Annotated in this window: 8 protein-coding genes; all 8 read right to left on the minus strand. The window is 40.3% G+C overall.

Annotation, left to right across the window (positions count from 1 at the left end; translation table 11 throughout):
* Positions 1–106: 106 nt before the first annotated feature.
* The 8 genes from K322_RS0104720 to K322_RS0104755 all read right to left on the minus strand — a co-directional run bounded on the left by K322_RS0104720 (position 107) and on the right by K322_RS0104755 (position 16,252).
* A complete protein-coding gene (locus K322_RS0104720; RefSeq protein ID WP_026625846.1) occupies positions 107–2,281 on the minus strand; it encodes a hypothetical protein in 2,175 nt (724 codons plus the stop codon).
* 321 nt (positions 2,282–2,602) lie between these two features.
* Positions 2,603–3,418 carry a DUF3823 domain-containing protein gene (locus tag K322_RS0104725; protein WP_026625847.1) on the minus strand — a complete coding sequence of 272 codons (816 nt, stop codon included), beginning with the start codon at positions 3,416–3,418 and terminating at the stop codon, positions 2,603–2,605.
* Between the two features lie 60 nt (positions 3,419–3,478).
* Positions 3,479–5,554 carry a RagB/SusD family nutrient uptake outer membrane protein gene (locus K322_RS0104730; RefSeq protein ID WP_026625848.1) on the minus strand — a complete coding sequence of 692 codons (2,076 nt, stop codon included), beginning with the start codon at positions 5,552–5,554 and terminating at the stop codon, positions 3,479–3,481.
* 121 nt (positions 5,555–5,675) lie between these two features.
* Positions 5,676–8,858, minus strand: coding sequence for a SusC/RagA family TonB-linked outer membrane protein (locus K322_RS0104735; RefSeq protein ID WP_026625849.1), 3,183 nt, complete (start codon positions 8,856–8,858; stop codon positions 5,676–5,678).
* 19 nt (positions 8,859–8,877) lie between these two features.
* Positions 8,878–10,329: a glycoside hydrolase family 76 protein gene (locus K322_RS0104740; RefSeq protein ID WP_185095078.1), complete on the minus strand. Its 1,452-nt coding sequence runs from the start codon at positions 10,327–10,329 to the stop codon at positions 8,878–8,880.
* A gap of 105 nt (positions 10,330–10,434) precedes the next feature.
* Positions 10,435–12,249, minus strand: coding sequence for a carboxypeptidase-like regulatory domain-containing protein (locus K322_RS0104745; RefSeq protein WP_026625851.1), 1,815 nt, complete (start codon positions 12,247–12,249; stop codon positions 10,435–10,437).
* A gap of 75 nt (positions 12,250–12,324) precedes the next feature.
* On the minus strand, positions 12,325–14,820 hold the full coding sequence (locus tag K322_RS0104750) for a glutaminase family protein (RefSeq protein ID WP_026625852.1): 2,496 nt from the start codon (positions 14,818–14,820) through the stop codon (positions 12,325–12,327).
* A gap of 19 nt (positions 14,821–14,839) precedes the next feature.
* Positions 14,840–16,252: a glycoside hydrolase family 125 protein gene (locus K322_RS0104755; protein WP_374116884.1), complete on the minus strand. Its 1,413-nt coding sequence runs from the start codon at positions 16,250–16,252 to the stop codon at positions 14,840–14,842.
* Positions 16,253–16,384 lie beyond the last annotated feature (132 nt).

Consider the following 16,384-nt stretch of genomic DNA (forward strand, 5'->3'; position numbering starts at 1 on the left):
ACAGTAGTTTAATTTCGTATAAGTGTCAGCCTTTCAATCGAATTTCGTACAAACTAAGAATTGACACTTATACGGAATTATAATAAGGGTAATAGGATCAGATAATTTACCATTTAATCAAAACAGAAACACCTTCGGGGTTGTTCTCAAATTCAAGTAGATAGGTTTTCGTCTGGCTATCCCAATATCGAGTTTCGAAGACATTTGTTCCATTGACCAACACCGAACGCGGAATCCTCGGTAATAGCACCCGTGAAATATTGGTCGTATTTATAGGGCTTTTAGCAACAAAAGAGTATGAATCTTTCCGGACTTCTTCTTCATAAATCCTACTTGCCGAAGCAAGCACCTGAGGCTTATGTTTATCCTTAACCCGTGAAATATTAAAGAAGAACGCATGCTCTCCCGGCTGAATTTCTTTATGGGTATATATGGGTAGTTTCGGATCGAACAAATCAATTAATACTCCATCTATCACATAAGACTTATCATTCACACTTTCATCTAAGACAGCAACCAGATCATAAGCTCCACGCTGTAAATAGAAGCTGTTCTTAAATTCAAGTTTCCCTGCTTTAGACTTGTTTTCATACATATCAGATACAATATCCAGCAACTTTTTGTCACTTCCTGTATTTAAGACAAACTCTTTAGGATCTGACCTCACAACATATACAAAGCCCTTTCCATAGTTATAAATACCTTCGTCTGGGGAAACTCCCATATTCATCCTTTCAAACAGATGTGCGGCTGGAGTCCTATAAGCATTTCCTTTTGTATTCCACCATTCCGAAACAGACTGAAACGGATCATTATCCTGCCCACAATACACCAATACACCGCCGGATTTAACCCAATCAACCAGATGCGTATGAGCTTCGGGGCTTAATGGTTTCATGTTTGAATATGACATCAGCAAGACTTTTGTTTCCGCCAATGCTTCTTTGTATGACAAGTTTTCAATATGTACAGTCTTAACTGGAACTCCTCTTTTCAGGAAGGGCAAAGCCAATCCATAAAAATTTGCAAGCTGCGGATCTTCATATCCTTCGTGAATGGGAAATCGCTGAAACATCAAAGAATTAGCCATCAAAACACTAATACCTTTAGAACCCGAAACTCTAGATTCTGTCAAAGGCATCTGATTCAATGTATTTACCATTACCTGCATCTGAGTAGAATAATGTCTCGGTATTCTTTCTTTTTTATCGCTATCTGCACTCGTTTTATATAAACCTTCATATATACGTTCTGGCCAAGGCATTATCTCATAGTTAGCTATCTGAGGGTACAAAAGTTGAGCGACAAAAGTAGCCTGATAGTTTTTCTTGTAATCAACCCAATCCCGAGGCCAATCCTCTATCGGATCTGTAAGAAAAAACATCTTGCGACCGGTTGGAGCAGTCATAGACTCCATTGATCCATATTCAAGAAAAGCCGTTTCGAACACACGTTCTTTGAGTTTTCCGTTGAAATAATTAGGTTCACGGGAAGTACCCGTCCAAACCTGAGCAATGTAACCATCAATACATGGAAGAGATGCCAAACTAGCCTCCGGACTCACAATCTGCCATTGCGAATAATTGACTAAAGAATGAGTCGGGACATAGCATTTAATATCCATACCCTTACTCTTTCCATACTCTTTCGCAAAAGTAAATACATCATTCAAAGCATTATAATAGAGATGGTACTTCAGCTTATTTGCCAGATATGTATTCTCGGGAGACTCATGCTGAGGTCTCCATTCCGATCCGTAAAATTTTTTCCATTCCCGTTTAAAAGCCTCACTGTACCCTGCCCTAGCCCAGAATTCAGGCTCTTCGAGAAAAATAGCATCAATACCGGCATCAATTACCCGCTTTATATGTTTCTCTTTTATATATTTCAAATAATTAGCAGTAGGAACGATATAAGGAACCATATGGCCATGCCAGATAGTATCGCCATTTTGTTGTACCTGACCTTCATCCAAATGCATCTTTCCATCCCATTCGCCTGTAAAATAGTCTTGATATTCACCCCATGCTATTCCTGTCATAAAATGGACAGTATAACCTCTGTCTTTCCAAGATTGAACACGTTCTTCGAATGATATTTTTTCCGACTTATCGGAAGGATTTCCCCCTACCCCGTATACCATTACAGCATCGGCACGGGTATCAATGGTAGGTCTCCATTCTCTTGATGTCTGAAATGTAGTCTTTACATTATCGACATTCTGAGATTTCAATTGAAGACCAACACCTAATAAACATAAAACCAAAATTTTATTTCTCATAGAGTATTGCTTAGTTAAGGTCTCAGACCCTTTCATCAACTTCGTAAACATAAAAATAACAGGCAATTAGCATTTCGACACGCCATTAAAAACGTTCCGTTACTTATAATAAAAGGTTACAAAAGTCACACTGAAATTGTCCTTTTTCTGATGTTTCCTTTTTTCATTAATAAAGGGTAGAGTAGAGCCCTACCCCTACAAAGTGTACCTGTCTCACATTAAAGAATATTTTTTAACAAGAGGGGTCTGCGGCCTAAAGACCGCTTTATCCTATAGATAAAATTTCAAATTTCTAAAATCAGGAACAGTCTTTACTTATTATCACGGAATCATTACTTCCATCGGTGCGCTGTAATTCCATCTTCTGATACCACTACCTTTTGGCGTATCGTAATTTATGCGGGCTGCAGCACGCACAAACACCTTACGACCCGAAGGTATAGTTCCGTTCGATTGTATAGTTATCTCGTCTCCCAGCAAAGAATTGAATGCCGAACCTGTATATTCGATTTTACTTGACCATCTTTCGTCCCTGGCTCTATATCCGACACTTGAAGAATAGCTTATAAAAAACTGAATATCTGTTATATTTAGGAAACTATCGCTATAATCGCCCATTACCTGAACTTTTTCTTTAAATATCTCCGGAGAAACAGCTCTGGTCACACGCACTTTTGCCGTAACCTTCCCATTTGCAACGGTAGGATCTCCCAGTAATTCCACTTTCAAAAATGGATAAACTTCGAATTTCACATTGTTGACTCCGCTTATTTTAGTGTCTATCGTTTCATCAGCATAAACTATACCCCGTTCATCTTCTCTGACAAGAGGTATAAACGGTCCGTCAATACGGATATTATAGTCCGCTTTAAATAACTTGGTATTCTGAAAAGTCCCATCCGACATGCAATAAAAATCAGGATTCGGAGTCACATTTTCGCCCCAACTCGTTTCAGTCAATCTCACACGAATGCCTTCACTTCCCTGATCGGTCAGCACCCGTTCGCCAGTAGCTATATCTACCACTTCGCCCTGTAAAGTTTCGCCCGGTTCATCATAGTTATCCATTTCGAATAAACTACAAGACGTAAACAAAGCGAGTACACATATAAAAATATAAGGTTCTATTTTTTTCATATTCCGTATATTCATTATTTATAAAAGTCTGCGACCTTTATTATTATAGATATAATATCATTATCTGTTAGGTTGTTGATCAATTACCCTGCTTTTAGCAACTTCACCCGAAGGTATTGCAAAATAATAATCGATAGCATTAAACTCAAAAGTCTTAAGACTAACCCATTGGAAACGTGCGTCAAAGAAATACTTTCCGGTTTGAGTTGAAAAGAACGGATATAAACCGCGGAAACGATACCTCGCATTATTACTGTAAAGAGATTTATCCCTGCTTTCGCCCCAGAATTCATCACGACCTTCGTAATGCGAAACACGCCATCTGCGTAAATCCCAGATAGTTTTATGCTCGAAAGCCAGCTCTTTGCGTCGTTCTTTACGTACAATATCCAAACCTGTTCTGTTAGAAGTAATCTGACTGGTCAACTGAGTAGCTCCGGCACGTTCACGAATGGCATTAACAGCTTCTGTAGCCACCTGTATCAGATTAGAACCATCAGGAGAAGGAGCTCCTGCCAAAGATAGTTCCACACCGGCTTCCGCTGCATTAAGCAATACTTCGGCGTAGCGCATCAAAATAAACGGCTGAGCCGATTTACCTTCTCCGGCTTCGAATGACGGATCCGGATTAAGCCATTTACGACCATAAAGACCTGTAAGACAACCTTCACCAAAATCATAGAACGGACCATTGGCTCCGGCAGCGGTCATATCTTTTCCATTATAAGAAACGATTTCCTGACTATTTCCATCTCTTGGACTCAAAAACAAAGTCTTAGGTGTATTTTTATAAGCATCCAGATGCTGATAACGTGTATCAGCCGAATTATACGAATAATCATTAAACAATGGTTTTACAGGAGAAGACCCCGTATAAATACCTGCACGAATCTCAATTTCTTTTCCCTTAAACATATCTCCGGGGAAAATAACATAGGCACGCAAACGAGGTTCTGCGTTTTTAAAGAAATCCATCGGTTTATCGTACATTATATAATCGCCCGTAGTGTTAGACGAACCCGTTGTAACTTTTACAGTACCATTCGGATAGCGATCGAATCCATCGAACAACTCCAGAAAATCCAAAGTAGGACAAGTTCCCGATGCTAATGGAGCACGGAATATAAATGGAGCACTGTAAGCATCATATCCGTGGGTTAATGTCGGGTATTGATACTGCTTCACATAAATATTTTCGGGACTGGACAAGTCGCTGAACATATCCACCATATTCTGATATTGAGCTTCTTTATCTGTTGCCGACCATTTCTTCTTATACAGAGAATAACCTCCGGTTTCCATTACTTCACGGGCAGCCTTATAAGCTTCTGTAAAATACCTTTTAGATGCAGCCTGCCACGTATCACTTGCAAAACCTATAACTCTTACACCTGTCTTTTCACCCAATCCGGTCATACGTCCGGGCAGTGTTTCGTTATATTTTGCTACAGATCCGGCATATAACATCGCCTCGGATTTGAAAGCAAGAGCAACGTATTTATTCGAATAACCTGTTCTCGGACTGGTTGTTTCCAGTAGCTCGGCAGCCTTATCAAAATCGGCTAATACCTGATCCCAAGTTTCTTCTTCGGTCGAGCGAGGCACTTCCAATTCACTTGATTCAGCAGGATAAGGAATAACTTTAGTAACCAGCGGAACTCCTCCGAAACGGCGAGCCATAGCATAAAATACAGTCGCACGTACAAAATATGCCTCACCCAAATAGTGATTGTAGCGTTTTTCCGTAAAAGCCTCCCTGTATTTAGGCAGGGTTTCCAACAAGTAATTTGCATCTCTCAATAGTTTGAAAGGTTGAGCTTTCTTTCCCTCATCATTCCAGTATGGTGTATCCTCACCTGTAAAGGCTGAGCATATTCCATCTCTGTTCAAGGCTTCTCCGGTTCCCGATATCCCCATGGCTCCAAGCCAAGAGTCGAACCTCAGTCCCCATTGAGGCATGTATTTAAATTCCTCAAAAGGCATGTAGCTGTACATACGTGCCAGATAAATCTCCATCCCCGACTCATTGGTCATCAGGTCTTCATCCGTTACAATATTCTTAGGCGATATATCCAGATCATTACACGATGTAATAAACAGCATACCGAGTAAGGCTAACATAAATATCTTTTTCATATCTGTATTTTTTAGATTCGTCACTTTTCACTAAGTAACAATAAGTATTTAATGTTGCATTTTAAAGCAATAACTATCTATTGCTGTTATACTTAAACAGTCATCAAATAGGTCTGAGACCTTAAAAAGAAAGGGATAATCCTAGTGTATAAGTTTTATTCAGTGGATATAAACGCCCATTGTCATCATCAGGATGTTCAGGATCCACAAATTTTACTTGCGTAATAGTAAACAAATTGTAAGCATTGGCAAAAATTCTCAGATTCATTGTCGGCCAGGCTTTCCATTTGGGTAAGGTATATCCTAGTTCTACACTTTTAAGACGCAGATATGCCGTACTTACTCTATTGAATTCCGAATCGCTGCGTGGATAACGACCTGTATATCCATAATATCCGCTCACCCACTCGATAGATGGATCATAAGGGTCTGCTGTTGGATCAACCGGATGCCAACGATCCAGATATTGCTCCAATGTACCACCTCCGTTTGTACCCCATATAGCATACAACGGCTCTTTATATTCCATAGATCCTAAAGCCGATCCCTGAAACAGGGCACTCATATCGAGATTTTTATACTTAACATCAAAACTGAAACTATAATTCAGCCACGGTGTTTGGTCGAAAGCATAAGGATGGACATCCAATCCATCAATTTGTCCGTCTCCGTTCCAGTCCTGATATTTATAATCTCCGGGCAATATATCCCTGTCTTTATAACCGGGATAAGACCATATATCCTGCCAGCTTGTATAACGTCCTGCCGATTCGTATCCGAACTGCATACCCTGATAACGGTTTGTAAGATTATCATTACGCCATCTGTCATAAGAGTTACCCCATGGGCCTTTTTCCGATGCGGTCATGTATTTCTGACGTGTAATAGTACCAATAGCCTTTACTTTATAGAACACATCCCCTATCTGATTGCGGTGCGAGAGTTCGAGGTCAATACCGAAGTGACGGTCGCTATCGAGGTTTTCTCTCGGAGCATCTGCACCCACCACAGTAGGCAGGTCTCCTTTACGACGGGCAAAACGTCCCTCACGGCGGCGGTCGAAATAGTCTACAACAAATCCGAATAAACCGTTCCAGCCTTCAAAATCGACTCCGACATTGAATGTTCGGGATTCAAACCAAGTAATATTTCTGTTTGGAAGTGCCTTTGTTGCAACTCCATTCACAAACTGATCTCCGAAAATATAGCCGGGAGCATACTGTGCATAATATCCTTTGTCCCCATTATCTCCGGTTGCAGGATAAGTATAACCGGTTGCCCAGTCGTAATCCAGATCGCCGTCATCACCCAGTATACCATAACTGGCTCGCACTTTCAACTGATCTACAAAAGAAAATAGAGGAACTGATTTAAAGAATGGCTCTTCCGACAATCTCCAACCCACAGAGGCAGAAGGGAAAAATCCCCATTGATGACCTTTTGCAAACTTCGAAGATCCATCGTATCTGAATTGAGCTTCTGCAATATAACGGTTATCAAATGTATAGTTAACCCTACCGATAAGAGCAGAATTGGCCTGATCATAAAGATCATTATTACCGGTCAACATACCGCCTTTCTGATTTTCATCCACACCTGCGAACAAGTATTCCATGGCGAATGCCAAATCACGCATAGCGTAGAAATTATCTCCGTCACGCTTCTGAGTTTCCCATCCGACCACACCATTTACAGCATGCTTCTTATCGAATGTACGATTATAATTAAGTGTGAACTGTGCTAATTTCTGCTGTTTCGAAAAGTTTTCACGTCTCAATTGATTCGGTGAACTTTCGTTATACAACTTTTGATCATATAGTCCTGAAACTTTATTGTAAGCATACTGGTAGTATTCTTTACGGAATATCGTATTATCGTCCATTCTGTAATCGTAACTGAATAGAGCTTTTGCTGACAACCCCTTCAATTCGGGCAATATTGTTTCCAGATCGAAATTCAATGAAGCGGAAGATTGAAAATATTTTTGCTTGTACTTACGGTATCCCGATACATCGGATGTCATTTTGGCTACCGTATTTTCTTCCAGATCCAAGCCTTCGTAATTGAGCATTGTATTTTCAGGGTCGGCATAAGCAGGATTCAATACCCCTTGACGCCAATAGTTTCTGATTATATCCGAAGAACCTGAATAAGGAGTATTACGTTGATCCGCAACTCCACTCAAGCTAAGTTCGAAAGTCAGACCTCTTGTTATTTCGGTATTTATATTCGATCTAAGATTGAATTTATCGTAATTCAAATCTCCCGATTTAAATAATCCTTCCTGATAGAAGTAGCCTAATCCCACATAAAACTGAGTTTTTTCACTACCTCCCGTAATACTCACATCATGCTGAGTCTGAGGTGATGTTTCGGCGAATATAAGTTTGTTCCAATCCGTAGAACGGCGTGTACCATTACGAAAAGCTTCGAAATCGGCTTCGGTATATATAAGATTTCCGCCATTGATATTATTCATCGACTTCTCATTATAGATCGTCATCGTTTCGAAAGCATTCGCCAGTTTAGGCATTTTCGAAGGTTGCTGTATAGTATAAGAGGCGTTATACGAAACCGATGTCTTACCAGCTTTAGACCCTTTTTTGGTCGTAACCAGAATAACGCCATTAGCGGCACGCACCCCGTATATTGCAGCAGAAGCATCTTTCAATACAGATATATCTTCGATATCATTGGCATTCAAACGCTGGAAATCGGCAGCTTCACGAGGGATCCCGTCTATTACAACCAACGGAGACCCTAATCCTCTGATGTCCAAATTATTATTATATGTTCCGGGTTCGGCACTTTTTTGCCATACACGGACACCTGCAATACGTCCGGTCAACATATTCTGCGGATTCTCATTCTTTGTCTGGAGCATTTCCGAACCCTTAATTCCTGCCACAGCTCCTGTAAGAGTCGCTTTCTTTTGTGTACCATATCCCACAACTACCACATCGTCCAATGCAATGCTTTGGTCATCGGTGAGCGATACATTAATTTCGGTACGTCCGTTTACCTTTTCTTCTTTAGTACTCAGCCCTAGAAATTTAAACTCAAGGGTCGCATCCTTAGCAGCTTCGATAGTATACTTACCATCAATATCTGTAATTGTTCCATTTGTCGTGTTCTTCACCGCAACGGTCGCTCCGATAACAGGCTCCTGATTATTATCCAGTACTTTACCTGATATTTTGATATTTTGTGCCAATAACGATAAAGGCATAAAAACAACAAAGAGCATCACTAAAACCCTATAATGCAAGGATTTTATGTTTTTAGCATATTGTGCTTTTATCATACTGCTTATTTATTTAAGGTTAGTTTTTCTTTTCCAATTCGTATTTTGCCAGCACCGCATATTCGGCAGCAAAAGCAAACGTAAACATGCCTTCCATATTGTTCTTTCCCTTCTCACGATTCCATCCGACCAATAAGTTAGGAGGCAGAAATCCCTTATAGAAAAAGTTCTCATACGCATAATCCAGATTCTTCTGGAAACTTTCTATATTCTTTGCTACATCCGGATGAGAAGGATACAGATCCACATATCCACGCATCAATACTCCGTTAAACCAGTTATTAAATCCTGAAATATCGTAAGTATAATGCTCTGCAACAGTAGCTCCGAGCTTAGCAAAATATTTGAAGCTATTGTCCGATAATTGTTTCGCATCATCCAGATATACCTGTTCCTTGGTCACCCGATACAGATCGGCAGCACCAGAAAGCATAGTTCCGCTATTGTATGAAATAGCCGGCCCTACTTTATCTCTAAGACCTGTGTTCTTGCGGTATTTTACATTGTCAATTATTTCGTAAGCGACATCACAATTAGGATCACATCCACCCATCATATCATCATATACACCATCCGAACGCATCAGGCTGTTTTTTTGCCAGTCGTATATCGCACGGGCAAACTTCAGATAATATTCACTCTTTTTCATCGATGCTGTTTTACGGTTTTGGTTCGCATCGATATATAAGTATGAAATTTCATCATTTTTGCCTTGATACAGTTCGCTTAACCAAACCAATGGACTTACCATAGGCCCGTTACTGCATGAATGTTTGGTTGTATAACCGGGACCCCATGTAATGCCTCCATTTTCTTTACCATTGTCATCCAAAGTACAATCCCAGCCATCCAATACATACTGAGACAAGTATTCAGCCTTTATCAGATAAGTTTGATCTGCGGTCAGCTTATAAGCCTCGATAAGTTCACGTATCAACCATTGCTGGTCATCATATACATTGTGAATCCCGTCTACACTCGCCGACCCTTTATCTCCTCCCCGATCCACACCATATACAGACCATTCCTTGGTCTGAGTATAAGAAGTCAGAGTGAAGGTTCCCTGATAAAAAGCTGCATTCTCATACAGATCATGTAATAACTGAGTATAACGGGCAAAATTCTTATCATATAATTCAGATTTACCGTGTTCTTTATTGGCTTTAAGTCCATGGAGAATAGCATTTACGGCTTCTATCGAACTTGTATACATCCATACACTACCCTTTTCGGCTGAACGGGTTCCTGTATAAGGATTATAATATCTTGCCATAGCCATACCCGATCCGGTAAAATGATTCACCACAGCACTGTCAACCATCTGCATAGCCCGAAGCAGATTCTGCTCCACCAGGTCAGAAGAAGTAATAGGCCCACCTCCGTTATCTCCGTTGTTATTCTCGGGATCATCACTGCAAGCAGCAGTTACAACGAGCAATAAAGAAAAAATAGTCACAAATAATTTTTTCATCTTTCTTATTTTCTTTTAGCTATCCGGCACTTCCTCCGTACACATAAGCATACGGAGAAAAGATATAGCCGAATTCTTTTTATTACTATATAAAGAACTAATACCTCAATTCAGAGCGATATTATAGAGAACCAGTTTATTCTCATCACCGTTTAATTCGCCGTTGTACACCCCAAGAACCAGAGTTACATCACTTCCGTTAAACTGAGAAAGGTCATAAACAAACGAAGCATATTTATCGGGATCTCCGGCTCCACCCTCTCCATGCTTAAATTTCCAGCAACCATCAGCAGCAGCCGATGCTTCTTTTGCTGTATTGGATTTAGGAGATAAATGAGTTACCGTTCCATTATTTTCTATCGCAGTCATTTTGAAGAAGGTATAATTACTTCCAAAGTTCCGAGTCTTGAAGGTAAGCTTGTTCTGTCCTTCTGAGACACTGAATTTCGCATAGAAATAAGATTCCGGAACTTTTGTATCTATCGGTCCGTTACCTGTTGTTTTGATCAGATATCCTTCCGAAGGGAACACTTCCGGATCCTTCCTTAACGGAACAAATGACCATGTAGCACCGATATGACCGACATCTCTCCAAGCACGGTAAGCGTCAACATAATTATCTCTATTTCCAGACTTAGGACTGATACCTGTAAAAGATTTCCGAGTATGAGGCATTGTCGAACGCACCATTTCCTGTGTCAATTTCCATCCCGATACAACTTCTGTTCCGGGTATCCAATTCCAATCGGTTACATTTTCCTGAGCAAAAGATATACGGCGAAGCACTAATTGCTTATAATAATTACCGGTTTCTTTCCGATAAATCCCCACTGCTACAATCACTTCTTTTCCGATATACTTACTCAAATCGAAATGAAAATCGGTATAGTCGCCCGAACCATAGGTCTTAGTATCCCCAACCTTCTCTGTCACAGGTTCTGCAGCAGACAGATCAATAACCTGCACCCCAAAATAAGCGAGTGAAGAAGCGTCTGCACTATGCGTACGGACTCTCAATGACAATATCTTATTATCAGCGGTGATTGACTTACTGCCATATACATACGAATCGAACACATCCATATCTGCAGGATTTTCCTGTTCTTTTCCTGTATTTCTGATTTGTAGTGTAGTACCTTCATTCTGCTCCTGCCATGCTCCCCAGAAGTCAAGCGTACACATATAGTCGCATGCCCAATCCCAATGAGGATAAGCATCGGCATTACGTCCGCCACGATATTCACTGAAGAACCATTTATCGGCATTTTGTAAATCCACTGCTGTTTTTCCCCGAAGCAACTCAACTCCGCCCATCTGAACATCAAGCACAACCATACCATCAACAAAATCGCTTTTCGCAATCTTCCGGGTTATAGTCAAAAAGCCGGCTTTAGTAAAAGTGACATCATAGTCATTAATACCCAAACCATCCAGAACATATTTACCATCTGCACCTGTTGTCACAGAATTAGATGTCGACACACTAACGACCACATCAGCCAGAGGAGTACGGTCTTTATCCGCCTGAGTTATCACCCCTTGAATCTTCACCGATTTCAACAACGACATATTAGCTGTCGCTATCTTATCTTCAGTAAACTTAGCAGGGGTAATAGTGGTACTGATCGTTTGATAACCCTCAGCCGAAAATGTCACAGCATGCGAATCAATCGTTACATTATTGAATGTATACTTTCCATCACTGCCGGTAGTCACAGATCCATCAGAACCTCCGATGCTAGATATCGTGACAGTCGCTCCGGCAATTGGCTCACCAACGTCATCAGTGACCAAACCCACGACCGTTCCCGTACCTAAAGCAACCGATTTATCGTCGTCGCTACACGCACCCAATGCCATAACGAAGGCACATAAGAGTCCTGTAAAGACAAAAGCCTTTAAAAAATTAGTCAGTTTCATTTGTTTATTAGATTTATATTGAACTGTGTGTATATGTAGTTAAGGCATCAAGCCTCCGCTTTATAAATCGTCAGGTCATTTTTTGTTATATTTATCATCCAACATTTTGATAAAATAGCCGCCGACAACAGAACGAGCCTGAAATCCTCTTTGATTAGGAGCATCTGTAAACACCCAATCCGACATAGGTACACGGTCTTTTGTTTCGTTCATAAATAAATGGATGGGAGCAATGAACTTTTCGAATGTAGCCTTATCATCAGCTAGTGTGGCAGTCCAGATAATCCAGTCTGTTTTTGTATATAACTCACGATTATCCAGAGGAAGACCATATTTGTTTTGTTTGGTTAGATAATATGCAATTTCGGTAGATGCAATCTTCGGATCGAAAATTCCCATTTTTAGGATCTTATCCCATACAAGGTTATATTTCTGACTCCATGTTCCGGATTTATCAAATGTAAGTTTGTAATGATCGCCGTCATTTGCCATTTTTTCCCATTCTCCGGCCATTTGTTTTGCTGCAGTAATGTATTTTTCACCAGTGGCATTATCTCCTAACATTTTAGCCAGTTCACCGTAAGATGCGATTCCAAGAATTGCTTTCACCGACAAATTGGCATTGTGGGCAAAGTGTCCGGCAAAATCATCTGTACATAATTGGTTCTCGGGATCAAGTCCATTCTCTACCAGGTAATCAGCCCAAACGGTTAATACTTTCCAGTGTTTTTTCGCATATTCGGCATTACCTTCTACTTCAGCGATTGCCCTTGTCAGGATCAGCATGTTACCCGATTCTTCCACAGGCATATCACCACCGTAAGTTTGCCCGTTGGCCAAAGGATATGTACCAACATCGTGTGCTGCGAATGGTTTTGTCCATTTGCCGCTTTCGCTGTAATATAAGATATGGTTCATCAACCCTTTAACCAAGTCTACATTATAAAGAAGGAACATAGGGGCAGAAGGATAGGTTATATCTACCGTACCGATAGACCCGTTGCTGAAGTTTTCTTTCGATAAGAATAACAGGTCTCCATTAGGAGCTTCAACCAATTTATGAGCTGCTATCGCCTGACGATAAGCCAAGGCGCATAATTCGGCATAATCTTTTCCGCCCGAAACTGAAGCAGTCTCCATCAACTCTTTATCAAATTTATAAGCTTTATCAATCAGGCTGTCGTATTCTTTATTCGCTTTTACAAACTGAGAAACAATTGTCTGGTCATTTTTACGATTCCAGTAAGGGCGTAGGTTCTCATTAAAGTATTGGATAGAGTAAATATCATCGTAACCAAGCATTATCTTACCGCTTTCCGACCCTACTTTTCCTAGTTTTCTTACTAGAGCCAAATAGTCGTATACCTTAGTAGATTGGGTTTTCTCTCCAAATTTATTATTCACGAATTTATCTCTCAAAGCCGAATTCTCTCCTATATTAACCAATGAGTTCTTCTCGTCTGCAACCATATAAAAATATCCCCAGTCTATTCTAACATCGTCTCCCGATTTTGCTAATATATTCTGACTTTTTGTTCCCGTTTTCAAGAATACAAGATTATCGGAATTTCCAATTTCACTTTGTGTTTCCTGATGGGGTTTATCCACCGCCCACAATGGAGATGCTTCGAAATAAAGTTCGATATCGTGTTTCTTTCCGTCATTCGAAACGATGTCGTATGTGATGTAGTTTACAGGACGCGAAAGAAGATCTAGATCATCCGTAAATAAAGGAGCAGTAAATGTCAGGCGGAGATCAACATTTCCACAGGCAAATACATAATGAGTCTGTGTTGCCTGCACATCAGCCGATTTCTGAACTGCTGTCTTTTCAAAATACTTTTTAGTATCTTTTTCTGTTTGCAGTCCAAAATCAAGCAGCCCGTTTCCTACTCTGTTATGACAGAATGCTGCAATCGTAACGGTTTTTCCGGCAGTAAACCCCTTAGTCAACGTTTCAGGCAGCTGAAGTATAGCGTTTTTCTTGCAAGTATTGCCGCTATTAATAACCTCCTGTCCATCCACATATATAATTACATCATCATCATGCGAATATTCCAGGAATACATTTTTGCTCGAAAAATCTTTATCCAACTTAATAGTTCTGCGTACCCAAATAAATTCGGTATCCCAGTTAGTCTTAGCCGTGGGCTCATTTACAGTAGTTCCGAATGCCGCAGCTCCGGTCTGCCATTTTGTATGATCAAAATCTGGTTTCATCCAGTTATCGGCAGGTTTCTGAGTTGTATATGCACCCGTCCAGGTTCCTTGCTCACCCGTAACGGCTATCGGCTCATACTGAACATCTTCTATACCCATAAAACGATATAGTTCCCCATCGACTTTAGCAACCCCTATCAGTGGAAAATCTTTCCCTGTCCAGTGCTTTACATTACTATCATATAGGTTATCAGTCGTAGACCAAGCACTTGTATAAGGATCTATTGTAATCAGAGGATACGCCGGAGGACGCATTCCGCTCGATACAATATCGTGTTCTATTGTTTTATTGGTATTGCATCCAAACAATAGTAAACACCCCGAAAGCATAAATAATAAATGTTTTTTCATTTTGTAATAGTTATTTAGGTTATTGAATACTGTTTAAGATATCCAGTTTATTATCATTGACCAGTTTTACAATTAATTCGCCAAATAAAGTGTTCTGCCAGGCAAACCACGCCCGTGTAAAATCGTACTGATCATTCACATTAAAAGATTCGTGCATAAATCCGGTTCCGGCATCGGTATTCATCAGAAGTTCTACACACCATTTTATCTCTGCATCATCGGTACTTGTAAAAGCTTTCATCATTATACTCATAGGCCATGCCATATCATAACCGACATGAGGTCCACCGATACCTTCACCAGCCGTACCTTTAAAAAAGTAAGGATTATCTTCGCTCCAGACAAAACGGCGTGTATTCTGATAAACAGGGTCATTTACAGCTATATCCCCCAAATATGGCATTGCCAGCAAACTGGGGACATTAGCATCATCCATCAACAAGTGATTACCGAAACCATCCACTTCAAAAGCATAGATCGTTCCGTATTTAGGATGCTCATAGGTCGCATGTTCTTTTAAGGCTGATTCTACTTCATTTGCAAGATCAGTACATTCCTGAGCTAACTTTGTATCTTTATTTACCTTAGTCAGTATTTCGGCTGCTTTCCTCAACGAACTGACTGCAAAAAAGTTAGAAGGAACAAGAAATTGCAGGGTAGTAGCATCATCCGAAGGGCGGAACGACGATACTATAAGTCCGACCGGTTTTATGGGAGCACCTTTTCCATCGTTGCTCAATGTATCCAACTGACGTTCGCTCTTTCTTTGAAATGTATAAGGCCCTACTCCATCTTTACGCTGCTGTTCTTTCAGAGTAGTAATGATGCAAGTGATTGCCTGTAGCCATTCTTCCTGAAAAACTCCGGAATCACCCGTTACTTTCCAATACTGATATGCCAAACGTATAGGATAACAATGAGAGTCGATTTCCCATTTGCGCTCATGTACACCGGGCTTCATATCTGTGATATCATCTTTCCAATGACCTACCTCATTTGTATCGGTATAAAAGGCATTCGCATAAGGATCTAAAATAATACTGTTGAACTGACGAAGAATAGTACCTTCCAACATTTTTTTCAGTTCCTTATCTTTATTCGCCAGATGCACGTAAGGCCATACCTGAGCTCCCGAATCGCGCAGCCACATAGCATGAATATCACCTGTGTAGACACTTGTATCGGGCTTTCCGTTCTTCATCTCGAAACGGACAGTTGTATCCAGCGTATTCGGATAACAATTTTCGAACATCCACGCCAATTTCGGATTTTTCAGAAGTTTCTTTATCCGCTGTAATTCATTTTCAATCGCTTTCGATTTAAATAATCTTTCGGATTCCTGCGGACGCCGACTGATATACTGATCGGCTTTCACTACGGTATTATCCAATGGTAAACTGAAATCAATCGTTTCCCATGCTTTTATCTCCATCTGCGAAAGAAACAATGCCGTGCCAAGTATTATTATTTTTTTCATGGATTTTAAGTATTGGTTAGTTACTTCTTATTCAAGGTCACAGACCTGCTTGTTACTTTGGATGAATAACAATCTGAGCCTGTTATA

The sequence above is a fragment of the Indolivaga capnocytophagoides DSM 22835 genome, from assembly GCF_000426485.1.
GTDB lineage: Bacteria > Bacteroidota > Bacteroidia > Bacteroidales > Dysgonomonadaceae > Dysgonomonas_A > Dysgonomonas_A capnocytophagoides.